The organism is Streptomyces sp. NPDC045846 (assembly GCF_056431605.1).
Genome location: NZ_JBWKKJ010000006.1, coordinates 250,493 through 272,777 on the forward strand (window position 1 = coordinate 250,493; position 22,285 = coordinate 272,777).

Sequence of the window (22,285 nt, forward strand, 5' to 3'; positions counted from 1 at the left end):
AGGAGAGATCGAAATGAATGCCACCATCCGCCGGATCGCCGTCTCGGGCGGCGCGGCCGTAGCCCTCCTCGGAGGTGCTGCCGCCGTCACCACGATGTCCGCTCCGTCCGCGTCCGCTGCCGACATCCAGGCCGTGATCAATCGTGCTGCCGGGGCTCCGGTGGCCACGCCGGACGGCCGCGTCGTCCATGTCCGAGGCCTAGACTCCGCCGCCTACAAGGCGAGCCCCGAGCAGCGCTCCGTGGTTGTCCAGCTCGCGGCGAAGACCGACGCGACGCCGGGCACCGGGTCCGTGAACGTCGGTACCGGCGTCACTCCTGACGGCGGTCAGGGCGCGGTGATCCAGAACCCGAACGGCCAGATGCCCGCCGGGCTCAATCAGCAGGTCACCACTCAGGCGGGCGGGGGTGCGGTGCTGGGGAGCGGGATCGTCGCGATGATCGTCCTTGCCGTCATCGTCTTCTTCAAGATCAAGCACGACAAGATCAAGGTGGGCGACGCCGTCATCGTCGCGCTCCTCGGCGTCGCCCTCTCCGGCACTGTCTTCGGCGCCATGGCCACCCAGGTGACGAACTCCGGAGTCAGCTCCCTCGGCGGCATCCTCAGCGGTCTTCACTAGCCACCGCCCGGGCCCGCACCTCGCGGGCCCGCCGTTACCCACAGAGGGGAGCCCGGCCAGTGGCCACCGAAGTACAGCCCGAGACGCAGCCGCAGCCCACCGACATCGTCACCGAGCCCAGCCGCACCGACCGGGCCAAGGCAGCCTTCAAGGAGCAGCGGGCCCACGCCGCCGCCCGCATGAAGGACTGGCTGGCCACTCGCGACCTCGACGACTCCGAGATCATGCAGCTCGCCGAGGAGCGCAAGCAGCGCAGGCAAGACCACAAGATCACCCAGCAGAACCGCATGGTCGCCGAAGCGCACGGCCGGCTCGCCCACGCCAAAGCACAGGCCGAGACCGGCGCACGCGTCGGCGGGAACCTGGCCGCCCTCGGCGGACGCGTCGCCGCAGAAGAGGCCAAGCTGGCCGCCCTGCAGAACACCCCCGTCCTGCCGCCCACCGACCGTGAAGCCAACAGCGTCCGCCATGGCAAGAAAGCCGCCCGCGCCGGGATCATCGCCGCCGGAGGACTGGCCGCACTGCCCGCGACGGGCGCCGCCATCGAGCAGGCCGCCAGCGGTCAGCCCCTGCTCCTCGCAGTCCTGGGCACGGCGGGCGGCTACGGCTGGTACCTCGTGTCGCGCCCTTTCGCCGTCGGCCAGCCTGTACCTGCCCCGAGCATCCCGGTGCAGCTGGCCTCCCCGGTGAACATGACGAAGCCCGAACAGCCGATCGTGCGCCGCGAGTTCAACGCCCCGCCGCCGCCGGCGCTCACGGTTAAGGAACTGGAAGAGGCGCTGCGCGCGATCGGCGAGGTACGCGGCGACGAGCAGCTCCAGATCCTCGCGGTGCCGCAGCGTGACGGGGACGGCAACACGACCGTTGTTTTTGACCTGCCGCCGCGTACCACCGTCGCCGAGCTGAAGAAGAAGCTGCCGAGGCTTGCCGGTGCGCTCGGCCGCGACGTGTCCATGGTCGACGTCGAGAAGGCTGGCACCGAGGCGCGCACCTCCCTGTGGCTGACCGACCAGGACCCGTTCGCCGCCACACGCCCCTCCCCGCTCCTTCGCAAGCCGGTCCAGTTGGACGCCTGGAAGGACGGCGTGCCCGTCGGGTGGAACAAGCGCGGCATCACGATCAAGTTGGCGATCAACAACCAGTCGTTCGTCATCGCAGGCACGGCCCGCTCCGGCAAGGGGGTCGGCGCCTCCAACCTCGTCGTCGGCGCCAGCTTCGACCCGCGCATCAACCTGCGGATCGTCGCAGGGAAGCAGAACGCCGAGTGGAACCCCTACGCCAAGGCGGGCGTCGCCTGCACCTACTTCAAGCCCGACCCCGCCCGGCTGCTGGCACTCCTGAAGGCCCTGCTTGCCGACAAGGACCGCCGCGAACGCGCCCTCAACGATCTCGGCAAGAGCAAGCTGGTAGCGACCATCATCGAACAGATCGGCGGCCTCGAAGTCGTCATCATCGACGAGGTCGCCACCTACACCCGACCGGGCAAGCCGCTGCGCGAAGAGATCATCGAAGCGCTGATCGAGCTGTCAGCGGTCGCCCTCGGGGCGGGCATCATCCTCGTGCTGATCACCCAGTACCCGGAGGTCGACGTCATCCCGCAGGCCCTGTCCGCGAACCTCGGGGCGAAGTGGGCGATGCGCGTCGAGAACGCCACCCAGTCCAACGCGATCCTCGGCGCAGGGCAGGCTGGCGCCGGCCGGGACGCCTCCAAGTTCGACCCGCCGCGGCCCGGCTTCGGCTGGCTGGTGAACCCGTTCGCCGGGGTCACCGACCTGGCCCGATCCTTCGACCTGGACGAGGACGAGCGCGGCGAGATCACCATGCTGCTGGAGAAGGCCGCCAAGATCCGCGAGTCTGCGGGGCGGCTGGCCGGGCAGTGGGACGACCCGATCGAGCAGCACCTCCTCAACGCCACCGGCCTGTCCTCGGCCGCCGGCGGCCCGAAGCGGGACGGCGTCCCGGGCCGCAACGTACTCCGCCACACACCGGAGCAGCGCATGCAGATGGACGCCTGCCGCGGCTGCCTGATCGCCATGAACGACCTCGGCCGCGACGTGGCGCAGCTCAAGGAGATGGCCGAGATCATCGGCGGCGGCATGACGGAGCCGCGTCTCGGCAAGCTCCTGCGCGACGCAGGGGCGGGCGGCACGGGCAAGGTCGATATCGACGGCGTGGGTCGCGTGAACGGCTATCAGCGAGCCGACATCGCTGATGCGCTGAGCCTGCTCGAAGGCAACTGATATGTGAGCTTTGCCCGTAATCGGTACCTGGACATGGCCCGTTATGCCCCGGACTATCCGGCTGGACACCTTCACGGTGCCTGGACGACGCCCGGGCCGCGTCCACCCCCAACCATCCCCGCATTGGGTGCAGACCGGGGCAAACCATGCCCTGTCCGGGTGAACAAACCATCACAAGCAACGCAAACAGGAGACCTTGATGACCACTTACCAGCGCACCAGCCGTGACGCGAAGAAGGCCGGCCGTGAACTCAAGGAGGGCGACACCTTCTACGTCATCCTCGGCGTCGCCCAGAACCTCGCCCGCTATGAGGACGGCCAGCTCTACAGCGAGTACACCGTCACCGGCACCCACCCGCTCCTCGGAGGAGCCATGGTCGGCGGACAGGCCGTCGAAGGCATCGTCTTGCGCGACGGGCCGATCAGCACCAGCCCGCCCAAGGGCCTCCGGAACGTCGCCACCCCCGGCCCCCAGGTCACCGCCCCGCTCGGCAGCGACTACGACGCCTTCCTCGACGAGGACGAGCTCCGGGGCCTGGAGAAGCAGGTCGCGCAGGGCAGCGACCCGCGGAAGCGCCGCCTGCACCGCAACCACCGGCCGTAGCCGGTCGGGACATCCCACCCTCCAGACAGGAGATCACCATGGCCGACTACAGCAACCCCAACATCCCGCTCACCGGCGGCAGCTACGCATGGAGCGCCACGCTCACCACCGGCCCCTTGAGGTACGGCGCCAATCCGTCCAAGGACCGTACCGGCATCTACACCCCGCCCCCTGGCGCGACGGTCGGCAGGCTGCTCGACGGAATCCGCGCCCTACACGCCCAGGAGTGCGGCGTCCCCGTCACCGACGTGGTGATCGTCCGCTACTCGCTCCGCGAGAAATGACCCGCCGGGGCGCCCCTCGAATGCCTGGAAGCGACCAGGGGCGCCCCTTCCACCGACCGCGCATCAGCGCAGAGGGCACGCCCACATGACCACGACGATCAGCCGGTCCGCAACCCGGCCGGCCGCGCTCACCCTCGACGATCGGCTCGCCTTTGTCGCGCACGCCATGGACGAACGTCTCGACCAAGCGGCCGTCGCCTTCGAGGTCAACACCCACCACATCCCGGCCGCACTCCCGGTCGAGATCACCATTCCGCACCTGCCGCAGACCGCGATCCCCAGCCCGTACCGCACGCCGATCGCCGCGCTCCTGCACCGGGCCCGCATCCGGATCGAGACCGACGGCTGGTGCAAGGACGACCTGTACGACGAGGCTGGAGCCATCTGCCCCGAGCGCGCCATCCGCCTCGAAGCAGCTGGCCGACGGGAAGGTGAGGACGCCAGCGTCCTGCTCCTCGAAGCCATCCAGCGCCACTGGCAGGCCGAGACGATCCCTTCGTGGAACGCCCAGCAGCCCACCGTCGCGCCCGTCCTGCTCGCCTTCGACCAGGCGGCCGAACTCGCCCACAGCCGCAGCCTCTAACCGAAAGGCTTCACATGGGAATCAGCATCAGCCACGGCGCCAAGGGCCCGCGCTCCGCCACCATCATCGGCAACCTCGGACAGCAGCTCGCCCACGTCCTCAGTGCCCGCGAATGGCGGGAGATCGCCGACCTCTTCGACGGCCACGTGGCCGTCGAAGTCAGCATCCCTCCGCACGAGGCCGGCCGCATCGGCGAGTTGCTCCACAAGGCCGCCCGACACCGCCTCATGGGCGCGGAGTGGGCCAGCCTCGCCGCCGAAATCGGCGACGCCGCCACACGTGCCGAGCGCGCCGGCCAGACCTGGGAGTGGACCTGACCGCCATCACGACGCACCAGGACCAGCGCCACCGCCATCCGCACCACCGGCCTGTGGGCCAAGACCACCAACCAGTAGTAGTAGGAGGCCTGATCATGACCAGCTTCAAGCCCGGTGACGAGATCGTCGTAACCAACCCGATCCAGCCCACCGGCCACCAGGGTGGCGAAACCGGCACCGTCACCAGCGTCGGCACCGTCGCCGGAACCACGGTCGTACAGATCACGGACGCCAACGGCCAGTCGGTCGGCGTCTACCCCGACGAGATCAGGAAGCGGTAACCGCCATGACCGACACCTGGAACGGCAAGGCGCTGCCTGAGCGAGGCAGAGAGTTCACCGAGATCCACTACCGGCTGTACGACCGCCGCACCGGCCAACTGCTCAGCTTCAACTCGACCAACAGCATCGACTGCATCGTCACCGACGTACTCCGCACCCAGCAGGAACACCCCGACGCCCGGATCTATGCCGTCGAATACGACGGCCCCGCCTACCGATAGGAGACCCGCATGGCCACAGTCACGATCACCGCCGACGACATCGTCCGCCGCTACGCCGACGAGATCGCCTACGTCGCCGAACAGGGACCGGCCGTCGACCTCGACACGTTCCTCCACCAACTCGACACAGCGGTACGAAACTTCGACCTCGCAGGCATCCTTGGGCACGAAGACCTGGAGACCGCGGGGATCCTTCTCGGCGAGGCCCTCCTTGCGGATGATGACGTTGAGCGTGCCGTCTTCCTCCGCAAGGCTGACGAGCTCCTCAAGCCTGTCTGGGACATGACCGACGAGTACCGCGGCATGGTCGGCGACGACGAAGACGACGAGGCGCAGGCATGACCATCACCGCGCAGCCCCAGGCCGCCTGGCCCAAGGGCGTCGTCGCCCGGTACGTCACCCTCGCCGGCACCGTCGACGGCAGGACCACCGTCGACCTCTGGTACGACAACGGCCTGCTGCGGGCATCCTGCGGTGGCGAACACTGCCGGTGGACCGATCACGCGGTGACTGAAGTCTTCTACGACGACACCGACGAGGCGCAGGACAAGAAGATCGCGGCGGCTGTGCCCGGCCTGCAGCCGAGCGCCCAGGCGCACGCCGAGAAGTGCCGCGCGATGATGCGGCCGGAAGGGAACTGACCATGGGCTACGCCAACTACACGATCTGCCGCAACGGCGAGAAGACCGATGCCGGATACAACGTCGAAGCGGTCTGCGAGGAAGACGGCTGCACCGAGCAGATCGACCGAGGTCTCGGCTACCTCTGCGGCCAGACCCCAGGCGGCGACGAGTACGGCTGCGGCGGCTACTACTGCGGCCAGCACCTGTACATGAGCCCGAGCCGCGAGACGGGCGATCTGTGCGCACGCTGCCTGGCGGTTCACAAGCAGGAGGCCACCGCCTGACCCGCACACGCGCGGCCCCGGCTTCGGTCGGGGCCGCTGGCATGTCGGGCCTCAGGGCTATTTTTCGAGTTCGGCTCGGGTCTGTGTGTGGCCGTTGATCCTGAGACAGATCTTGCGGGCGCTCTCGTGGTTCATCTCTGTCCATGTGCCGATCTCGCGGAAGGTATGGCCGTCGAGGCGCGCCGCCGCGACTTCGCGCTCAAGCGCCTCTCGTTCCCGTTGCGCTACGCCTGACGCCCATTTGATGCGCGGCCTCCAACTCGACGGATCTGCAGCCAAGACTCCGGCCTTGTTGTGGAGCGGCCTCTCGCTTCGAATTGCCTGGAGCTCGGCAGTCAGAGCCGCCTCCCGCGTTGGGTACCAGTGGATTGTCTGGGCGCTTACCTCCGGCCACCAGTCCTTGTCGCCCTTGTGCTGAGTGAAGCGGGCGGCAGGCCGGGAGCTTATGCCCACGTACAGCAAGCGTCCCTGGTCGGTGAAGAGGCGGTAGAGAGCGGTGCGTTCGGTCACTGGTCCGCCCCCGTCTGCCAGGCATCCGGGTCCGGGCGTGCGGGGAGCTTGGCTCCGGGCTTGTTGAGGTACCAGCTGATGAATTCGCGGATGATCGCTGCCCGTTCGGTGCCCTGCGCCTTGGCTGCGAGGTCGAACTCGTACCACTCGTCTCCGATGCGGATCTGGCGGGCGGGGGTCTTCGGCACGTTCGGCGACATGCGTCGACCGTACTCGGGTGTAGCTACGTGCGTCATCTGCCACTCCTTCGGGTGTAGCTACAGATTCTGTGGTGAATCCCTTGCGGTGTAGCTACACCCGATCCTAAGGTGTAGCTACACCAGGAACAAGGGGGATCCAATGCTCCGCAAGCTCCGCTCGATCTGCCGCACCATCGCCGCCGCACTCCGCGCCGGCCGCGCCCTCGGTTACGCCGCCCTCAACGGCCAGACTGGCGCCGACCTCCAAGCCGGCCGCCTCATCCGCACCGGCGACCTCCTGGAGCAGCTCGGCGCCGGCGACCTCCCCGACGGCCAGAAGGCCTGGTACGGCCGCCATGTCGCCAAGGCCTACCGTGCCGCCCACGGCGTCAGCGCCCCCCGGGCCTGGGTCCAGCACCGCACCACCGGCCGCTGGATCCACGTCTACGTCTACTCCCCGAACGACCCGGCGCTGATTACCGGCCTCCGCACTTACAAGGGCACGCGCCACCTGGTCGCCGTCGAGCTCTCGGAGGTCGCGTAGAACACGCCCTGGTGGGAGGAGACGCTCGAAGAAGTCGTGGCAGCCGATCGCCACTGGGGCGAGCGGTATGACGAGGCGGAAGACGACGCCGACGAGAACGACGACGACCAGTAGCGCGCCGGGGCCGCATACTGGGCGCCATGAGCGAACTCGCCCCGCTCGACGACGCCTTGGAGGAGTGGTGAGCGCACAGCATCCGATGGTCGGCCATCTCCTGACTGCCAGCACCCCAGAGCCACCTGCGGGTACCGTGGTGCGGGACGACTGCGGCAGCGTGTGGAAGAACGACGGCCACTACCCCGTCTGCTGGGTCGAGCCTGACGCCGAAGTCCACGACCCGGAATCCTGGACGAAGATCGCCGGGAACTACGGGCCCGTCACCGTCCTCGAATGGGGCGGCGCACGCACTGACCAGGTCGTGCGCGGGATGGAGGAGGCGGGATGAACCGGCATCAGCGCAAGTGTGGGCCCCATGCCTGCACGTATGCCACCGCCGATGCCCTCACCGCTGCGCCAGGCTCCGTCATCACGTGCTGGTGCGGCGAGCCCGCCCGAGTCGATCCAGAAATCCCCGGATGGGCCGTCGCCACGAGCTGGGGCGAAAGGTGGCGCTGGCGAAGAGAAAACCGGAAGCCCCCCACACCTCGCGCTGACCCGCTGCGCATCGCGGTCCTGGAGTACGAGTTGTTCGGCATCGAACCGAAGCCCGGCACAGCCGCAGCGTTTGCTGTCGATCTCGGTCGCCTGTCCGGAGCCGCCACGGCCGGAGTTATTGAGTTCCCTCCTGGCATGCCCCATCGGGAAAGGGATCTGTTCCTGGCTGCCTGGCAGCGCGCTGCCGCAGACCTGTTCCCGTTCCGGAAGGCCGACGGCAGCATCGAGATCCTCTGCCAGGACCCGAGTGCGGCCGACGTGGAACACCGGGACAACACCGGTTAGTCGGCGGCACCGTGCACAATTGGCCCAACCCCTGCGCCTCTGCACCACCGCTGTCGAGGAGCCACACCATGCACGCCACTGCCTGCCCCGGCCCCTGCAACGCCGCGTGGCGCCGCGCCGAGACCCTCCTCGACGAGACCGGCGCCGAGCACCACCTCACCCCCACCTGGGGACAGCCTGTCCAGTGCGACGGCTGCACGGCCCGCGCCCGTCAGCAGCTCGGCGAGCTCCCCGGACTCCTCGCTGCCGTCCACCTCGAAGCGCTCAACGCGACCCGCTCGCCGAACACGGCCACCATCCACGCCCGCTCCAGTGACGCCCCCGCCTGGCCCGGCCAAGCGGCCCGCCTTCTCACCGAGATGATCCTCGACGAGATGGAGGAGTTGCAGACCGACGTACTCGTCCTGCGGGGCATCTGGAGGGACGGCCACGTACCCGGCCGCGACGGGGTCACCGAAGGCCGGCGTATAGGGGACTGTGCCACGGTCCTGGACGCCCACCTCGACTGGATGATGCAGTACCACCCCGCCGCAGCCGAGCTCCATGACCGGGGGAACGCCAACCCGGCCGGGCAGATTCGCGGTTGGTACGGGGCGGCCACCCGGTTCGTCAAGGCGCACCCGCAGCACGACGTCCGCAAGCTGGCACCGTGCCCCCGCTGCAAGGGGCCGTATCTAGCCGAGTCCCGAGATCTTCGGCTGGTCGACGACCGCCCGTACATCGAGTGCCGGGACCCGGACTGCCAGCGAATCCTCACGTCCGGCGAGTACGACGCGTATGTCAAGGCCCTTGCGGCAGTTGTCGCTCAGGCGGCTTGATTTTTTCGCTTTCACGCGTGAAACTTCTTGACGGAACCGCATGCCCATACGTGCCCAAGGCCCTCACGAGTCCCACTCGTCGGGGCCTTTCGTCGTATCCGGGGAGGACGCCTCATGGTCGATCTGACCGCCGACTTGCAGACCGCGCTCTGGAACGTCACCCAGGCCGCCGAGGCTGCTGGCGTCGCCCCGAACGTCGTCCACAACTGGCGGTACCGCGGGAGGCTTTCGGTGGCCGCCCGCGACCGCAACGGCCGCCCGCTCTTCCTGGCGATCGACGTCATCCGGGCCGAAAAGGCCACCCGCGAGCGGGCTCGCCGCACCTACAGCGCCCAGGCCGCCTGAGCCGCGAAGACCCGACGCCTAATACCGTTGGCCCCAGGGAGAGCCCATGCAGCTGTCGATCGGCGCCATCGTGCACTACCGCTCCTACGGAACACCCGGCGGGGAGTACACGCCACAGTGCCGGGCCGCCATCATCACCGAAGCCACCGAGGGAAGCGACCTCGTCGGTCTCGCCGTGCTGAATCCGTCAGGGATGTTCCTCCACTCCTTGGCCGAAGGCGGCTGCGGCCACGACGAGGAGCAGGCAGGCGGCGGCACCTGGCACTGGCCTGAGGTCGCTTGACCCCCTGTTCGTCTGCGTGCGGTGGCGCGCAGGCGGGGCTTTGAGCCGCACCCCCGCTGCTCGGCCCCAGTCCGCCCGGTCGTCCACGGGCCGGGCGGACGCCATCGGCTCGGGGCCTCTATAGCCCTCCAGGCGGGCCCCGACGTCCCGCCGCCCCGGACCTCGTTCCCCCGAGGGCGGCGGGACACCCCGAACTTCCGTCGCCCGGCCGGGCCGGGGCAGGGCCCGCAGGCTGGCCGGGTCATGGTGCGCCAGCAGCGCCGGGCGGCGGAACCAGCCCCGATAAGCGCCCGCAGTTGATCCCTGCGGGAAGGGAGCCCCGAGTCTCCAGGCTCGGGGCTTCCGCATTCCCTGGAGACGAACATGGACATCCGACCCCAAGACCTGCCCGAATTGCGCGCTGAGATCGTCGACTCCATCCGGAACTGCCCGGACTACTCACATTGGCAGCAACTCATCGCCTCCGGTCGCTCGCCCTTCCGGTCGGCGCGCCGCATGCCGTCGGCGCGTGAGCATGCCCTGGTTGACGAATGGCTCGTACACAAGGCAGACCTCTTCTGCGTCACCGCCGAGATGACCGAGCTCGCCAAGGCCGCGTCTCGGAGCCTCCCTGAGTTCCGGATCCAGCAGGAAGACCTGCCTGTCCGGAGCGGTTTCATCGCCTTCGCCGAACCACTCGTGACGGTCAACTTCGGGGAGCCGTCGGTTCCGTCACCTGTCCGCGCAGCCTGCTGGGACGTGTATGAGTTGTGGGGCGTCAGCTGCCTGTGGATCAAGTTCTTCAGCGACCGGGAGGCGTGGCTTCCCGCAACCGCCAAGATCGTTGGCATGTCCAGTCGTGAACTCTCCTTCAACCGGAGGTTCCTCCCTCGGCTCAGTCCCATGCTGGGGAGCGACTGCCTCGGCCCTTTCGGAGCCAGCTCCGACGGAACGCCAGAAAATGCCACCGCCGAGGGGTTCATAGAGGCAGCCAAGGTTCTTCGGGCTGCATGGCTGCTGATGCAGCAGCCACTAGCCTGCACGTCCGAAGTCGAACCCAACCGGGCCGCCCGCAAGCGCCTCAGTCGAGTCGGCCACGAACCCAAGACTGTGCGCGTCATCGAGCTCCGCCGCCCCAAGACCAGCGGTGCCCCTGGTGCCGGTGACCGTGAGTTCCACCATCAGTGGATCGTGCGCGGCCACTGGCGGCAGCAGTGGTATCCGGCCCGAGAAGTGCACCGTCCGGTCTGGATAGCGCCGCACATCAAGGGCCCTGAAGGCGCACCGCTGATCGGCGGCGAGAAGGTCTACGCCTGGAAGCGCTGACCATCGCCGGAGCGGGGGAGTGATGGCACGGATCCAGATCCTGCAACTCCCCGACACCCTCGACGAGATCGCCCCCTTCGCGCTGGTCGTCGACCAGGCCGACGACCTGATCGCCGCGAACAAGCTGCTCGACTACGACCCGATCGCCGCCCTCAAAGCCGCATACGGCGCCCGCGCGGTGTTCATCACCACGGCCACCGTCGACGTCCCCTGAACCCGCCCTCAACCCGCAGGAGACCCGCTATGTCCGCACTCACCGACCGCCTGCATGCCCTTCTGTCGCGCTTCACCTCGATCGGCAAGGCCGACGTCGAGCAGGTCGTCACCGCCATCGAGGAGCACCTCGCGCCCCTGTTCGACCAGGCCCGCACCGAGCTACTCGCCGACATCCAGAAGCTGATCGCCGACGTGAAGGCCGACGAGGCCAAGCTCGCCGCCGAAGTCGCCAAGCTCCTCGGCCAGACCCCGGCCGAGCCGCCGGCCCCGGCGCCCGCTGAGCCGCCGGCCCCGCAGGCCTGACCATGAGCGACTTGCAGCTCGAATCCGGCGCGGCACCAGCTCTCGTCCCGGCCCCCGCGGCGCCCGTCACCTGCGGGCTGTGTGGCGCCGAGGCTCTCGTGCACTGGCAACGCCGCCTCACCGACGCTGAGTTCGAGGACTACCTGCACGCCGTCCAGACGCGCCGCGACGAACTCACCCTTCTCGCCGACCAGCAGCAGCCCCCGACCGACTTCGGACCGCTGCCCACGCAGGCCGACGTCACGCGGGCCGTCGGCGCGTGCATCCACCACGCCATCGGGCAGGACGCCGCCGCCCGCGTCCACACCAAAATGTGTACGGCGCCCAACGCGGCGAACCTGCCAGCCTGCGACTGCACACCAGAGCCGCTCCCCGCCCCCGAGCCCTACCCCGCGCCGCAGGAACTACCGCCCGGCTGGCACTGAGCAAAGAGGGGATCCGATGCCGCGTCCCCGCGCCGAACGCGCCGCGACCGCAGCGCGCCGGGCCAAGCTTGTCGAGTACCGACGCCGAAAGGTCCCGTACTCGCAGATCTACGAGGAGCTCGGCTACAGCAGCCCCGAAGCCGCCTCCAAGGACTTCCACCGGACCCTGGAGGAGAACCTCGCCGGCCAACACGCCAGCGTCGAGGTGTACCGCGAGGAGCAGCTGGTCGAGCTGGACTATCTCGCCGAGGAAGCTCACAAGATCCTGCGAGCCCGGCACTACGTCGTCACCGCCAGCGGCCGGATCGTCGAGGATCCCGAGACCGGCCAGCCCCTGGAGGACGACGGTCCCGTCCTCGCGGCCATCGACCGCCTCGTTAAAATCCTCGATCGCATCGCCAAGCTGCGCGGGCTGGACCAGATCAAGGTTCAGGTACTGACGATCGACGCGATTGAAGCCGAAATTGAGAGGCTAGCAAATGAGCTTGGCGAGCCCATAGTTCAGTCACCTTCGATAGAATAGGCGCATGCCTCAATGCAGCATCGCGGACTGTATATCAACAGCCAAGGCGCGCGGTTGGTGCAATCGTCACTATCATCGGTGGCGCAGGTTTGGCGACCCGGAACACGCGGATCTGGTTAGGGGAACCCCTTCCGAGCGCTTCTGGGGCAAAGTCCAGAAGACTGCATACTGTTGGGAATGGCAGGCGTTCCGGGATCAAGATGGATACGGGAGCTTCGGTATCCGGACGGGTCTCAGTGCCCGAGCACATCGGTTCGCCTACGAGGATCTCGTCGGGCCCATCCCAGACGGCCTCGTACTGGACCACCTATGCCGCAACCGGGCATGTGTAAACCCCGCCCATCTGGAGCCAGTCCAGAACCGTACCAACATCCTGCGTGGCGTGGGGAAGCCAGCACAGAATGCGCGGCGCAACATTTGCATTCAGGGCCATCCCCTCGAAGGGGACAACCTGTATACCCAGCCCGACGGAAAGCGCGTATGTCGCGCGTGCAAGCAGCAAAGAATGCGCACACGGCGACGTGCCGAGAAGGAGCAGCGCCACGCCGAAGGGCGCATCTTGAACGCTCTCAAGACGCACTGCGACAAAGGGCATCCGTTCGCTGGAGATAATCTCCGCATCACCTCTTCGGGTAGGCGTGTCTGTCGCGAGTGTGCACGGGAATGGGCGAGGCAGGCTTACCACAGGAAGCGGAGCGCGAAAGTCGCCTGAGCTGGCATGTACGGGGGTGATGGCGATCAATGTCGTCACCCTCGCCATCCCTCAGCCTGCTGAAACTGCAGAAGCTGAGGGAGCTGAAGGCACTCCAGGCTGAGGTCCAACGGCGCGAGGCCGACCGGCTGCGCCGCATCGACGTGTTCGGGCTCCTCGGCTACGTACCCACGCCGAAGCAGCAGGAGTTCCACAATGCCACCGAGTTCGACGTCCTCTACGGGGGCAGCGCTGGCGGCGGCAAAACCGTCAGCTTGATCACCGAGGGGATCCGCGCCTGCGTCCGCTACCCCGGGATCCGCGTCGGCGCGTTCCGCCGCACCTACGGCGAGCTGAAGGAGTCGCTGCTCGCAGAGCTCGCCAACTTCGGCTACGCCTCGGCCCTCGGCGCATCGTGGAACGGAACCGAGTACGAGCTGAAGTTCAGCAACGGCTCGCTGATGATGTTCCGCTACGCCGAGTCTGTGAAGGATGCCAGCCGACGGCAGGGCGGCCAGTACCAGCTGCTCATCTTCGACGAGCGCACCCTGGCCCCGCCCGACGTCTGCTCCTTCCTCGAAAGCCGACTCCGCTCCGGACGCGCCGACATCCCTGTGCTCGGGATCCGCTCCGGCACTAACCCCGGCGGCCCCGGGCACGGCGCGGTGAAGGCCCGCTACATCCAGCCCACCAACTACGGCGAGGCCGTGGTCACCGATGACCGCGGCCGGACGGTCCGCTTCATCCCGTCGAAGCTGTCCGACAACCCGCACGTCAACCCCGAGTACGCCGCCGACCTCAAAGCGCTGCCGGAGAAGCTACGTGCGGCCTTCCTCGATGGGGACTGGGATGTGTTCGCCGGAATGATGTTCCCCGAGTTGTCCCGCGACCGGCACGTCATCGAGCCGATCGATCTGCCCGCCACCTGGAGCCGCTACAACGGCATCGACTGGGGCTACACCGCACCCTGGGCAGTCCTGTGGGGAGCGGTCGACGAGGACGGCCGGGTCTGGATCTACCGGGAGCTGTACCAGCGCGGCGTCGGCGAGGCAGAGCAGGCCCGCCGGATCCTCGCCGCCGAAGCCGCGGGCGAGAACGTCGCCGCCCGGTACGCCGACGATGCGATGTGGGCGACCCGGGGCGACGCCAAACCGATCGCCTCCGTGTACGCCGACGAAGGCGTCCACCTGAACCCGGCAGGCAAAGGCGCCGGCTCGCGTGTCAACGGCTGGCAGCGCGTCCACTCCTACCTCGGCGACGGCCCGGCCTGCCCGCACCACCGCGCCCAGGGCCTGGATGTCTGCCCTCGACTGCACGTGTTCTCGACCTGCCGAGAGCTGTACCGGGAACTGTCCGACCTTCCGCACGCCACCAAGGGCGATCCGGAAGACGCCGACACAACCGCCGACGACCACGCCTGTCTCGTCGCCGGAACCGTGGTCACGACGGATCGCGGTTCGGTGCCGATCGAACGCGTAGCAATTGGCGACCGAGTGTGGACACGCCAGGGACTTCGGTCGGTGCTTGGAGCGGGACTGACCGCGCGAGCCCAGGAAGTTGGGTCCGTTCTGTTTTCGGATGGGACCACACTTCGGGGCACCAGGAATCACCCGGTCTGGGTCGAGGGAATTGGTTGGAAGCGCCTCGACGCTTTGCGCTATCGCGATAAAATAGCGGCATGGGAGCAGTTGACCGTTTCGTCTTCCGAGGCGTCATATTCCGCCGATACCCAGATTCCCCCAACTGGGCTGACAGATCGTACTTCACGCCCGGTATCGCAGACCGGCAGCGTGGAGTTCAGCGACTACATCAGGAGATATGGAAGGCGGCCCACGGCTCCATACCCGAGGGCTGTCACATCCATCATCGCGACGAAGACCCACTCAACAACAGCCTCGACAACCTCGAATGCCTGCCAGGTAGCGAGCACGCTGAACACCACATGGCGCACCGAGACCAACGGACCCCTGAGCGACTCGCGCAGCTCGAAGCCATACGCCCCCTGGCTTCAGCCTGGCACCGATCAGAAGCGGGGCGGGCGTGGCATAGCCAGAACGGCGTGGAAGCCTGGGCGAAGCGGCAACCTCTGCGGCGGTCATGCGATCAATGTCAAAACGAGTTCGACTCCATCACTCGCCGCGACAATGACCGTTTCTGCTCCAACAACTGCAAGTCGAAGTGGCGTAAGGCTTCAGGAGTCGACGACGAAGACCGGGCCTGCGGATTCTGCGGAACAGTCTTCCGGATCAACAAGTACGCAAAAGCCCGAACCTGCTCCCGTATTTGTGGTGCGCAGCTTCGTCGCCGACGAACAGCGAGCTGACGTCTACAACCTCACCATCGACGCCGTCCCCGAGTTCTTTGCGGACGGCGTCTTGGTGCATAACTGCGACAGCCTTCGCTATCTCCTGGCCAACCTCGGAACTGGCGCCCGCTTCCACTTCCCGACCGCGGATCCGGTGGCCCCGGCCCTCGACCCGAATGCCACGAGTAGCAGCCGGCCCGTACCCGCGGTGCCATCGATCGGCGGGTTCCCGATCCTGACAGGGGGTGACCCGTGGGGGCTGTGAGTTGGATGCGCGAGCGCTTCGGGCGCACCCCGGTCATGGAGCAGGCGGTCGTCGAGTCGCTGGATGCGCCGACGCCGGCGCAGGTGCGGCGGGTCGGCTATGAGTACGGCCTGCCGCTCAACATCCAGCACACGAGCAGCCTGACGTCGGCGACGTCGGAGCGGCAGCAGGTTCTCGCCCAGCTCCACCAGGCGTACATGTCGTGTAACTGGGTCAGTGCGTGCGTCGACCTGATCGCCCGGACAGTCACGGCGGGCGGCCTCCAGGCTGTTCCGGAGGACAGCCCGACCGGTGACGGAACGGCGGTGGAGACGCCTCAGGTGGCGCGGCTGCGCAGGCTGATGCGGTTCTGCAATGCCCGCGAGGACATGGTGCAGCTGCTGCGGAACGTGGCCACCGACCTGCTGCTGTTCGGCGACGCCTACCTCGAAGTCGTGGCGCTGCTGGGGGAGCCGGTGGCCCTGTACACGCTGGACGCCACCACCATGACGGTGGTGTCCGACGAGCACGGCGAGGTGTCCGGTTACATCCAGGACGTCGACGGGGTGCGCACCGCACGCTTCGACGCGGACCAGGTCATCCACATCAGCCTCGATGCGCCGCGTGGCGGCCTGTACGGCGTCAGCCCGGCGCAGAAGGCTTTGCTGCCGGTGACGGCGTGGCTTTTCACCATGGCGACCTTGAAGGAATGCTTCAGGCGGGGAGACCCGCCGCGGCTCCACGTTGACCTGGGGCACTACGGCGACGCCGACGTGCAGCAGTGGCGCGAGAAGTACCGGGTGTTCAACCTCGGGCCGAAGGCTGTCGGCGAGCCGGTCATCACGACCGGGAGCGGCGTGGTCGGTGTCTTGGACCAGCGGAAGGTCACCGACTATTTGGACGCCGATCGCCAGCTGCGCGACCAGATCATCGCCAGCTTCGGGGTGCCCCCTGCCAAGCTGGGCATCATCGAGACCGGCAATCTCGGCGGTGGTACGGGCGAGGCGCAGGACAAGACGTTCCGGGTCAACACGATCATCCCGATCGCCAACCTGATCCTGGAGAAACTGAACTTCCACCTCCTTCAGCTCGGATTCGGGATCACCGACTGGCACCTCGAATTCGAAGAGATCGACTTCCGAGACTCCAAAGTGGTCGAGGAAATCCGCGAGACGCGGCTGCGCAACGGCGCCTACACCCTCAACCGGTGGCGCGCCGAAATCGGTGAGCCCCCCGTCGACGGCGGCGACGACCCGATCTTCATGGAGCGCACCTTCATCGCCGACTGGGGCAACATGCAGGACTTGGCGAGGAGTTTCATCGTCAAGAACCTCGGCTCCCAGGCATCGGCGTCCGACGCGGCCCCGCCCGACCCGAACGACCTGGCACCCCCGTCCACCGGCGACGGGCCCCAGGACCCGGAGGACAGTCCCGGCCTTGCCAAGGACGCCTCCCAAGGCGAACCGCCAGAGGAACTCTGGGACGACCTGTACCGGCGCTGCCTCGATGAGGCGCTGGCCAAGCTGTAGGGAGGCGGACGCCGTGAACCCCGGACACCCCACGCGTGCTCAGGACGTACTGCCGCTAATCGCCAAGCAGATCGGATGAGCCGAGGGGGTGGCCGTGCCTGACGCCACCCTCCAGTTCGGCAGCCTGAAAGGCGTGTGGCGGCCGGTCTACGCCCGCCGCCTCGCCCTGCACGCCACCGCCGACGCCATCATCCTCGCCGCCTGGCGGGCCGACATCCACGGCATCAACCTCGCCCCGTCCGTCGACGCCTGGCGTCTCGCGGTCGGCGAAGCTCTGACGCCCGCCGAACAGCACCGGCGGCAGGCAGCAGCCCAGGCGGTCGCCTTGGCCCTTGCTGCCCGTAATTGGCGCCGCACCCGCGCGGCGCTCGCTCTTGCCGCACAGCGCGCCCACCGCGCCGGTTGGACCGCCGGACACGCCCTCGTCACCCGTGATGAGGGCGACGACAGCGACCTCGACGAACCTGAGAACCCCTACACGATCGGCTCGCCCGACCTGAGCGACGACAGGGCCGACGCCACCGCGACCGCTGTCCTCTCCTCCGCACTGAGGGCCGGCGCCACCCGAGCCGGACGTGCCTTGGCCGACAGCGACGACGATCCCGAAGGCGACGCCGAAGACGTTCTCGACGCCGGCCTCGACCTGGAGCTCGCCGCCGATGTTGCCGTCTCCGCCTCTTACGGGGCCGGAATGCTCGCCGCCTACCTTGGCGCCGGAGCCCAGGCGGTGGTCTGGATGACCGCCGGAGATGCACGGGTCTGCAACCTCTGCCAGGACAACGAGGACGACAGCCCTTACAGCCTGCTCAGCGCCCCTTCGCTGCCCGCTCACGCCCGCTGCCGCTGCTGCCTTTCTCCTGCCTGACCGGAGGTCACCCTGATGCCCACGAACCCCGTGTTCACGCCGGTCGACAACGCCGGCAACGTGATCGGGACTGCCGCCGGAACGGCGGGCAGTCCGGCGGCCAGCGTCACGTCGATCCAGGGCGTGGTGGGCGGCACGAGCGTGCCGGTGACGACGTCCACGACGACCACGACGTTCATCACCTACCTGTCCGGCGCCCAAGCGGTGAGCAATACGGGGGTGTCGTTCTCGACGGCAGCCGTGTCCGGGCTCGCAGTCGACGTCACACTGGTGTCATTCACCGGCGGCACCAGTCCCGCGATCACCTTCTTCGTCGACCGGTTCGGCTCCGACGGCGTCTGGTACCGGGTATGGACCAGCGCCGGGCTCACGGGCGCCGGCGTCACGTCTGTCCAGATCGGGCCGTTCCCCGCAGCCACTGGCATCGTCACCGCCGTCCTGACGGGTACCGCCCGCTTCGGCTGGTCCACGACCGGCACGCCGACCGCCGTCACGTTCTCCGCGTCGGTGATCGGCCGGTGAGCCCGGTGTACGAGATCCCGCCCAAGCCGCGCCGTGCTACCCGCAAGGCCGTGACGCTCGCCGACGTCGAAGCCGCAGACAACGAGGCCGAGTTCATCGAGCGCCTCCTCGACGCCATCGACAGCGACCAGCGTGTGCGGGCCGCGATCCTCCGCTTGGTCGCCGGAACCCGCCGACAGCCACGCCCCACCACCACACAGCTACGGGGAAGGGGACGCTGATGGACAAGCGGATCGCCACAATCAGCGGCACAATGCTCACCCCTGGCGTAAGCCGCAACGGACGCCTCTACTCCCGCGAACTGATCGCCAAGGCCGCCGCCCGAATGACGGAACGCATCGCCGACCCGCAGGGCCTGCCGATCGTTATGCGGACTCACCATGAGGCCAAAGACGATTCCCGCAAGATTGTCGGCAGGTTGACAGGGGTCACCGTCGGTGAAGACGGATCCGCGGCCTACACGGCCGACCTTTACGACACGGCACCCGGCCGGGACATCGCCGCGCTCATCACTGGCAAGACCCCCGCCCTCAAGTCTGTGAGCATCCACGGATACTGGCTCGGCCCTGTGAAGCGGATCCAGCACCAGGGCGAGAGCGTGACCACCGCCGACGACCTTGAGGTCGACGCCGTCGACTTCACCGCCACCCCCGGCGTGCTGGGCGCGACCGTGACCGCAGCGTCGTACCTGCCGGACGCTCCTGCTGCCGCCGAGTCCGCTCTCGGCCGCACGCCGATCAGCGAGACGGTCGAGGCGACCCTCCAGCCGGTCGACGAGGTGGTACTGCGCAAGGGGCCACACGAGGTGCATTGGCTCTCTCCGGACAGCCAGATCGGCGAGCTGGCCCTCACCTGGAATGCCGAGAGGGTCGACCCAGCATGGGGCCGGGAGATTGCAGCGGCGGCCCGCGCGATCGTCGCGGACGAGGCATACACGGCCAAGCAGAAGGCCGACATGGTCGGCAAGGGCCAGGCGATGAAGAACGCCTCCGGCGACCCGTCATACCCGATCAGGTCCAAGTCCGACCTGCGCAAAGCCATCAAGGCCGTCGGACGCGGTGGCGCCGACCACGACAAGATCAGGGCGCACATCATCGCCCGCGCCGCAGCCCTCGGCCTCACGTCGATGATCCCCGACAACTGGAACAAGGACGGCTCCATGAAAGAGACCGCGACCCGGCTCGGGGAGATCCGCGAGTACTACCCCGACGGTCCCGGCGGCGGCGCAGGGTTCTGCATCGACGCCTACAACGGGCCCATCTCCCTCACGATGCGAGCCTGCGGCATCGACCCCGCCGAACTCCGCGTCATCACGGCAGCCGCCATGACCGCCGCCGTCGACGCCCTCCAGGCCATGGACCCCGACATGGACGCCGACATCGACGTGGACGGCGCCCCACACGCCGACACCGACGGCGACATGGAATCGGCAGCTCCCGAGTCGCAGATCCAAATGCATGTCGACGGCGACTCCAAACTCGACGAGGCTGCCCTGCGCTCCGTCCTGCGTCAGCAAATGAAGTCCTCGGCGACATATCAGCCCTCCCCGGCCGACCGTCCTGCGGTCGACGGCCCCGCCGAGTCCATGCCGCACGCAGCCGCAGGCATGCCGCTTCTCCCTGAGCACCTCGCCGCCCTGAAGGCGACCGGTGCCCTCGAAAAGCTCCAGCCCGGCGAGCACATCACCGCCGCAATGGTCAACGACGCCCTTGACGCTGCGCGCACCCAGACCACCCCGGCCATCCCGGCCGAGGAGACCACCGATACGACCCAGGAGGTGCCCGCCGTGAGCGAGCCCACGACCCCGGCCGCCGAAACGGCCAGCACCCCGATGATCGCGCTCACCCAGGAGCAGTTCACCCAGCTCCTCGACCGCATCACCCCCACCCGCGAAACCGCGCCCGCCGAGCCGGCCACCGAGACTGTCGCCGTGCCGGAGCCCGTCGACGAGACCGACGAGCAGCGCATCGCCCGTCTCGTCGCCGAAGGCGTCACTGCCGCCCGCGACGAACTCCGCGAGCAGATGCTCCGCGAGAACGGCCTCCCGGCACGCAAGGGCTACCGCGTCCACGAAAGCGAGCAGCCCACTGCCGCCAAGGAAGACGCCGAAGACCTGTTCGCCGACCGTGCCGAGATCCTCCTCGGCACCTTCGGTCGCACCCCCCAGCCCGCCCAGTAGGCAGGCAGCACCTCCCCAAGGCCCCGCCCGATGCGGGGCCTTCGCCATACCCCGAACCCCTAGCCCCGCCCCGGACTCCGGCGCGGGGCTTCTGCATGAATGGAGGCGCTTCCATGCCCACTGAGCTTGAGGAAGCGATCACGACCGCCGGCGCAGTAAGCCCGCTTATCCCCAAGGCGATCGACCCGGTACTCCTTGAGTACCAGCGCCGGTACGCCCCGCTGCTCGCCGCGATCCCGAGCAAGCAGTGGAACAGCACGCAGTACTTCTTCAACCGCCGAGTCCAGCGGCCCGACTCCGGTGGTGTCGTCGACGGCGGTGCCCGCCCGATCGGCAACTCCACCTACGAGCAGGCCGTCTACAACATCCGCCTGTACCAGGCGGTCGGCTCCGTGACCGGGTTCGCGCAGACCGTCACCCGCGACATCGTCGGCGACCTGCGCCAGCTCGAACTCGACGGCACCGTCACCAGCATGCTGTGGACCCTGGAGAACGCTTGCATCTGGGGCCACGACGGCGCCACCGTCAACGGCCTCTACCCGATCTCGACGGGTCTGGACTACCTGGTGTCCAACTGGACTGCGGGCACCGGCTCCAACGCATTCGTCAACGCTCTGGACCTGGCTGGCGGCAACTTCGCGCTGAAGAACCTCGACGAGCTGATCGACCTCGTCGAGACGAACGCCGCGATGCCCGTCGGCAGCGAGTACATGTTCGTCATGAGCCCGCGCATGGCCTCCGCCGTGTCGCAGGCGTTCGTGAACCAGCAGCGATTCATGGCCCCCACCACGACGATCGGCGCCGGCCTGAACGTGCCGACCTACCGCGACGTGCCGATCGTCAAGAGCTCGTTCCTGTCGCCGCGGTCGAACCAGATGGGCACCGTGACCACCGGAACCGCCACCACCGGCGGCACCCTGGCTGCGGCCACGTACTACTACCAGGTGTCCGCGGTCGTGGCCCGCTTCGGCGAGATCTCCGCCGCGACCGAGGTCTCCCAGACCACCACCGGCTCCACATCGACGGTCACGCTCTCGTTCTCGACACCGTCGAACCTCCCCGACGGTGCTGGCCCGGTCCTCTACAAGGTGTACCGGTCCACGGGTGCCGGTACGGAGACCCTGGTCGGCGTCGTCGACGCGTTCGACACCACCGGCGCCGCAGTCACGTCGATCATCGACACCGGCACGAACCTCCTCACCAACAGCTCCGGCAACACCGGCCCGGCCGCCTACCAGGGCGGCAACACCGGCGCCAAGCCGCGCACCGTCACCAACGCCGCCGAGGACATCTACCTCGTGCCGCGCGACCCCAACTTCATGGTCCGCCCCTACACCCGCAACATGCAGATCCTGCCGCTCGCACCCACCGTCACCGCCCCGGACACTCTCCCGTTCGCGGTTCTGACTGATACCTGCCTGGCGTTGCGCGGCAGCAAGTACGTCGGGCGTTTGAGTCGCCTCGTGGCCAACATCTAGTCCGCTTCCGGAGAGCCCGGCTCGCT

The 22,285-nt window shown here is 68.1% G+C and carries 33 protein-coding genes; 31 read left to right on the plus strand and 2 right to left on the minus strand.

Going from position 1 to position 22,285, the window contains the following annotated elements; translation table 11 throughout:
- Positions 1-13: 13 nt before the first annotated feature.
- The 11 genes from AC07F3_RS18870 (at position 14) to AC07F3_RS18920 (ending at position 6,056) form a co-directional block, all read left to right on the plus strand.
- Complete coding sequence (locus tag AC07F3_RS18870) at positions 14-619, plus strand: hypothetical protein (protein WP_479115426.1); 606 nt, start codon at positions 14-16, stop codon at positions 617-619.
- 59 nt (positions 620-678) lie between these two features.
- Positions 679-2,859 (plus strand): hypothetical protein, encoded by a 2,181-nt coding sequence (locus tag AC07F3_RS18875; protein ID WP_479115428.1) that lies wholly within the window; start codon positions 679-681, stop codon positions 2,857-2,859.
- A 199-nt stretch (positions 2,860-3,058) separates the two neighbouring features.
- The gene (locus AC07F3_RS18880; protein ID WP_479115430.1) at positions 3,059-3,463 is read left to right on the plus strand and encodes a hypothetical protein; all 405 of its coding nucleotides are present in this window, start codon (positions 3,059-3,061) and stop codon (positions 3,461-3,463) included.
- 38 nt (positions 3,464-3,501) lie between these two features.
- Positions 3,502-3,747 carry a hypothetical protein gene (locus tag AC07F3_RS18885; protein WP_479115432.1) on the plus strand — a complete coding sequence of 82 codons (246 nt, stop codon included), beginning with the start codon at positions 3,502-3,504 and terminating at the stop codon, positions 3,745-3,747.
- An 85-nt stretch (positions 3,748-3,832) separates the two neighbouring features.
- Positions 3,833-4,330, plus strand: coding sequence for a DUF6197 family protein (locus tag AC07F3_RS18890; protein WP_479115434.1), 498 nt, complete (start codon positions 3,833-3,835; stop codon positions 4,328-4,330).
- 14 nt (positions 4,331-4,344) lie between these two features.
- On the plus strand, positions 4,345-4,647 hold the full coding sequence (locus AC07F3_RS18895; RefSeq protein ID WP_479115436.1) for a DUF7739 domain-containing protein: 303 nt from the start codon (positions 4,345-4,347) through the stop codon (positions 4,645-4,647).
- Between the two features lie 95 nt (positions 4,648-4,742).
- A complete protein-coding gene (locus AC07F3_RS18900; protein WP_479115438.1) occupies positions 4,743-4,928 on the plus strand; it encodes a hypothetical protein in 186 nt (61 codons plus the stop codon).
- A 5-nt stretch (positions 4,929-4,933) separates the two neighbouring features.
- A complete protein-coding gene (locus AC07F3_RS18905) occupies positions 4,934-5,149 on the plus strand; it encodes a hypothetical protein (protein ID WP_479115440.1) in 216 nt (71 codons plus the stop codon).
- 9 nt (positions 5,150-5,158) lie between these two features.
- A complete protein-coding gene (locus AC07F3_RS18910; RefSeq protein WP_479115442.1) occupies positions 5,159-5,491 on the plus strand; it encodes a hypothetical protein in 333 nt (110 codons plus the stop codon).
- Complete coding sequence (locus tag AC07F3_RS18915) at positions 5,488-5,790, plus strand: hypothetical protein (protein WP_479115444.1); 303 nt, start codon at positions 5,488-5,490, stop codon at positions 5,788-5,790. Before AC07F3_RS18910 ends, AC07F3_RS18915 begins: the two co-directional genes overlap by 4 nt.
- Positions 5,791-5,792: 2 nt before the next feature.
- Positions 5,793-6,056 (plus strand): hypothetical protein, encoded by a 264-nt coding sequence (locus AC07F3_RS18920; protein WP_479115445.1) that lies wholly within the window; start codon positions 5,793-5,795, stop codon positions 6,054-6,056.
- A gap of 57 nt (positions 6,057-6,113) precedes the next feature.
- On the opposite strand, the gene AC07F3_RS18925 is transcribed toward AC07F3_RS18920, so the two are convergent.
- Together AC07F3_RS18925 and AC07F3_RS18930 are read right to left on the minus strand one after the other, a co-directional pair.
- Positions 6,114-6,566, minus strand: coding sequence for a GIY-YIG nuclease family protein (locus AC07F3_RS18925; protein ID WP_479115447.1), 453 nt, complete (start codon positions 6,564-6,566; stop codon positions 6,114-6,116).
- Positions 6,563-6,802, minus strand: a complete 240-nt coding sequence (locus tag AC07F3_RS18930) for a hypothetical protein (protein ID WP_479115449.1) — start codon at positions 6,800-6,802, stop codon at positions 6,563-6,565. Before AC07F3_RS18930 ends, AC07F3_RS18925 begins: the two co-directional genes overlap by 4 nt.
- A gap of 103 nt (positions 6,803-6,905) precedes the next feature.
- On the opposite strand from AC07F3_RS18930, the gene AC07F3_RS18935 reads away from it, so the two are divergent.
- The 20 genes from AC07F3_RS18935 (at position 6,906) to AC07F3_RS19030 (ending at position 22,259) form a co-directional block, all read left to right on the plus strand.
- On the plus strand, positions 6,906-7,289 hold the full coding sequence (locus tag AC07F3_RS18935) for a hypothetical protein (RefSeq protein ID WP_479115451.1): 384 nt from the start codon (positions 6,906-6,908) through the stop codon (positions 7,287-7,289).
- A 181-nt stretch (positions 7,290-7,470) separates the two neighbouring features.
- Positions 7,471-7,734: a hypothetical protein gene (locus AC07F3_RS18940; protein WP_479115453.1), complete on the plus strand. Its 264-nt coding sequence runs from the start codon at positions 7,471-7,473 to the stop codon at positions 7,732-7,734.
- Positions 7,731-8,228 carry a hypothetical protein gene (locus tag AC07F3_RS18945; RefSeq protein WP_479115455.1) on the plus strand — a complete coding sequence of 166 codons (498 nt, stop codon included), beginning with the start codon at positions 7,731-7,733 and terminating at the stop codon, positions 8,226-8,228. The genes AC07F3_RS18940 and AC07F3_RS18945 overlap by 4 nt, the downstream gene beginning before the upstream one ends.
- A gap of 68 nt (positions 8,229-8,296) precedes the next feature.
- Positions 8,297-9,046 carry a hypothetical protein gene (locus AC07F3_RS18950; RefSeq protein ID WP_479115457.1) on the plus strand — a complete coding sequence of 250 codons (750 nt, stop codon included), beginning with the start codon at positions 8,297-8,299 and terminating at the stop codon, positions 9,044-9,046.
- A 114-nt stretch (positions 9,047-9,160) separates the two neighbouring features.
- Positions 9,161-9,391 (plus strand): MerR family transcriptional regulator, encoded by a 231-nt coding sequence (locus AC07F3_RS18955; protein ID WP_365447520.1) that lies wholly within the window; start codon positions 9,161-9,163, stop codon positions 9,389-9,391.
- Positions 9,392-9,437: 46 nt separating this feature from the next.
- A complete protein-coding gene (locus AC07F3_RS18960) occupies positions 9,438-9,674 on the plus strand; it encodes a hypothetical protein (protein ID WP_479115459.1) in 237 nt (78 codons plus the stop codon).
- 363 nt (positions 9,675-10,037) lie between these two features.
- On the plus strand, positions 10,038-10,979 hold the full coding sequence (locus AC07F3_RS18965) for a hypothetical protein (RefSeq protein ID WP_479115461.1): 942 nt from the start codon (positions 10,038-10,040) through the stop codon (positions 10,977-10,979).
- Between the two features lie 22 nt (positions 10,980-11,001).
- A complete protein-coding gene (locus tag AC07F3_RS18970; protein ID WP_479115462.1) occupies positions 11,002-11,193 on the plus strand; it encodes a hypothetical protein in 192 nt (63 codons plus the stop codon).
- 29 nt (positions 11,194-11,222) lie between these two features.
- Complete coding sequence (locus tag AC07F3_RS18975) at positions 11,223-11,498, plus strand: hypothetical protein (protein ID WP_479115464.1); 276 nt, start codon at positions 11,223-11,225, stop codon at positions 11,496-11,498.
- 2 nt (positions 11,499-11,500) lie between these two features.
- Positions 11,501-11,923, plus strand: a complete 423-nt coding sequence (locus AC07F3_RS18980; protein WP_479115466.1) for a hypothetical protein — start codon at positions 11,501-11,503, stop codon at positions 11,921-11,923.
- Between the two features lie 16 nt (positions 11,924-11,939).
- Complete coding sequence (locus AC07F3_RS18985; RefSeq protein ID WP_479115468.1) at positions 11,940-12,446, plus strand: hypothetical protein; 507 nt, start codon at positions 11,940-11,942, stop codon at positions 12,444-12,446.
- A 4-nt stretch (positions 12,447-12,450) separates the two neighbouring features.
- Positions 12,451-13,158 carry an HNH endonuclease signature motif containing protein gene (locus tag AC07F3_RS18990; protein WP_479115470.1) on the plus strand — a complete coding sequence of 236 codons (708 nt, stop codon included), beginning with the start codon at positions 12,451-12,453 and terminating at the stop codon, positions 13,156-13,158.
- 1,657 nt (positions 13,159-14,815) lie between these two features.
- Positions 14,816-15,460 carry an HNH endonuclease signature motif containing protein gene (locus AC07F3_RS18995; protein WP_479115857.1) on the plus strand — a complete coding sequence of 215 codons (645 nt, stop codon included), beginning with the start codon at positions 14,816-14,818 and terminating at the stop codon, positions 15,458-15,460.
- Positions 15,426-15,707 (plus strand): hypothetical protein, encoded by a 282-nt coding sequence (locus AC07F3_RS19000; protein ID WP_479115858.1) that lies wholly within the window; start codon positions 15,426-15,428, stop codon positions 15,705-15,707. Before AC07F3_RS18995 ends, AC07F3_RS19000 begins: the two co-directional genes overlap by 35 nt.
- Positions 15,708-15,742: 35 nt before the next feature.
- Positions 15,743-17,215, plus strand: coding sequence for a phage portal protein (locus AC07F3_RS19005; RefSeq protein WP_479115472.1), 1,473 nt, complete (start codon positions 15,743-15,745; stop codon positions 17,213-17,215).
- A gap of 94 nt (positions 17,216-17,309) precedes the next feature.
- A complete protein-coding gene (locus tag AC07F3_RS19010; protein ID WP_479115474.1) occupies positions 17,310-18,080 on the plus strand; it encodes a hypothetical protein in 771 nt (256 codons plus the stop codon).
- Positions 18,081-18,095: 15 nt separating this feature from the next.
- Positions 18,096-18,602 (plus strand): hypothetical protein, encoded by a 507-nt coding sequence (locus tag AC07F3_RS19015; protein ID WP_479115476.1) that lies wholly within the window; start codon positions 18,096-18,098, stop codon positions 18,600-18,602.
- A gap of 50 nt (positions 18,603-18,652) precedes the next feature.
- Positions 18,653-18,823 carry a hypothetical protein gene (locus tag AC07F3_RS19020; RefSeq protein WP_479115478.1) on the plus strand — a complete coding sequence of 57 codons (171 nt, stop codon included), beginning with the start codon at positions 18,653-18,655 and terminating at the stop codon, positions 18,821-18,823.
- Entirely contained in the window at positions 18,823-20,781 is a 1,959-nt protein-coding gene (locus AC07F3_RS19025) for a hypothetical protein (protein ID WP_479115480.1), read from the plus strand. Before AC07F3_RS19020 ends, AC07F3_RS19025 begins: the two co-directional genes overlap by 1 nt.
- Positions 20,782-20,894: 113 nt before the next feature.
- Entirely contained in the window at positions 20,895-22,259 is a 1,365-nt protein-coding gene (locus AC07F3_RS19030) for a hypothetical protein (RefSeq protein WP_479115482.1), read from the plus strand.
- Positions 22,260-22,285: the final 26 nt, after the last annotated feature.

What these genes read in the sequence shown, in the direction of transcription:
- AC07F3_RS18950 (WP_479115457.1), top strand. Translation starts at nt 8,297, where the DNA reads ATGCACGCCACTGCCTGCCCCGGCCCCTGCAACGCCGCGTGGCGCCGC.
- AC07F3_RS18900 (WP_479115438.1), top strand. Translation starts at nt 4,743, where the DNA reads ATGACCAGCTTCAAGCCCGGTGACGAGATCGTCGTAACCAACCCGATC.
- AC07F3_RS18990 (WP_479115470.1), top strand. Translation starts at nt 12,451, where the DNA reads ATGCCTCAATGCAGCATCGCGGACTGTATATCAACAGCCAAGGCGCGC.
- AC07F3_RS18890 (WP_479115434.1), top strand. Translation starts at nt 3,833, where the DNA reads ATGACCACGACGATCAGCCGGTCCGCAACCCGGCCGGCCGCGCTCACC.
- AC07F3_RS19005 (WP_479115472.1), top strand. Translation starts at nt 15,743, where the DNA reads ATGGAGCAGGCGGTCGTCGAGTCGCTGGATGCGCCGACGCCGGCGCAG.
- AC07F3_RS18910 (WP_479115442.1), top strand. Translation starts at nt 5,159, where the DNA reads ATGGCCACAGTCACGATCACCGCCGACGACATCGTCCGCCGCTACGCC.
- AC07F3_RS19025 (WP_479115480.1), top strand. Translation starts at nt 18,823, where the DNA reads ATGGACAAGCGGATCGCCACAATCAGCGGCACAATGCTCACCCCTGGC.
- AC07F3_RS18985 (WP_479115468.1), top strand. Translation starts at nt 11,940, where the DNA reads ATGCCGCGTCCCCGCGCCGAACGCGCCGCGACCGCAGCGCGCCGGGCC.
- AC07F3_RS18970 (WP_479115462.1), top strand. Translation starts at nt 11,002, where the DNA reads ATGGCACGGATCCAGATCCTGCAACTCCCCGACACCCTCGACGAGATC.
- AC07F3_RS18920 (WP_479115445.1), top strand. Translation starts at nt 5,793, where the DNA reads ATGGGCTACGCCAACTACACGATCTGCCGCAACGGCGAGAAGACCGAT.
- AC07F3_RS18980 (WP_479115466.1), top strand. Translation starts at nt 11,501, where the DNA reads ATGAGCGACTTGCAGCTCGAATCCGGCGCGGCACCAGCTCTCGTCCCG.
- AC07F3_RS18955 (WP_365447520.1), top strand. Translation starts at nt 9,161, where the DNA reads ATGGTCGATCTGACCGCCGACTTGCAGACCGCGCTCTGGAACGTCACC.
- AC07F3_RS18880 (WP_479115430.1), top strand. Translation starts at nt 3,059, where the DNA reads ATGACCACTTACCAGCGCACCAGCCGTGACGCGAAGAAGGCCGGCCGT.
- AC07F3_RS18960 (WP_479115459.1), top strand. Translation starts at nt 9,438, where the DNA reads ATGCAGCTGTCGATCGGCGCCATCGTGCACTACCGCTCCTACGGAACA.
- AC07F3_RS18870 (WP_479115426.1), top strand. Translation starts at nt 14, where the DNA reads ATGAATGCCACCATCCGCCGGATCGCCGTCTCGGGCGGCGCGGCCGTA.
- AC07F3_RS18975 (WP_479115464.1), top strand. Translation starts at nt 11,223, where the DNA reads ATGTCCGCACTCACCGACCGCCTGCATGCCCTTCTGTCGCGCTTCACC.
- AC07F3_RS18885 (WP_479115432.1), top strand. Translation starts at nt 3,502, where the DNA reads ATGGCCGACTACAGCAACCCCAACATCCCGCTCACCGGCGGCAGCTAC.
- AC07F3_RS18930 (WP_479115449.1), bottom strand. Translation starts at nt 6,802, where the DNA reads ATGACGCACGTAGCTACACCCGAGTACGGTCGACGCATGTCGCCGAAC.
- AC07F3_RS18995 (WP_479115857.1), top strand. Translation starts at nt 14,816, where the DNA reads ATGGGAGCAGTTGACCGTTTCGTCTTCCGAGGCGTCATATTCCGCCGA.
- AC07F3_RS18905 (WP_479115440.1), top strand. Translation starts at nt 4,934, where the DNA reads ATGACCGACACCTGGAACGGCAAGGCGCTGCCTGAGCGAGGCAGAGAG.
- AC07F3_RS18895 (WP_479115436.1), top strand. Translation starts at nt 4,345, where the DNA reads ATGGGAATCAGCATCAGCCACGGCGCCAAGGGCCCGCGCTCCGCCACC.
- AC07F3_RS19015 (WP_479115476.1), top strand. Translation starts at nt 18,096, where the DNA reads ATGCCCACGAACCCCGTGTTCACGCCGGTCGACAACGCCGGCAACGTG.
- AC07F3_RS18915 (WP_479115444.1), top strand. Translation starts at nt 5,488, where the DNA reads ATGACCATCACCGCGCAGCCCCAGGCCGCCTGGCCCAAGGGCGTCGTC.
- AC07F3_RS18935 (WP_479115451.1), top strand. Translation starts at nt 6,906, where the DNA reads ATGCTCCGCAAGCTCCGCTCGATCTGCCGCACCATCGCCGCCGCACTC.
- AC07F3_RS18965 (WP_479115461.1), top strand. Translation starts at nt 10,038, where the DNA reads ATGGACATCCGACCCCAAGACCTGCCCGAATTGCGCGCTGAGATCGTC.
- AC07F3_RS18945 (WP_479115455.1), top strand. Translation starts at nt 7,731, where the DNA reads ATGAACCGGCATCAGCGCAAGTGTGGGCCCCATGCCTGCACGTATGCC.
- AC07F3_RS19030 (WP_479115482.1), top strand. Translation starts at nt 20,895, where the DNA reads ATGCCCACTGAGCTTGAGGAAGCGATCACGACCGCCGGCGCAGTAAGC.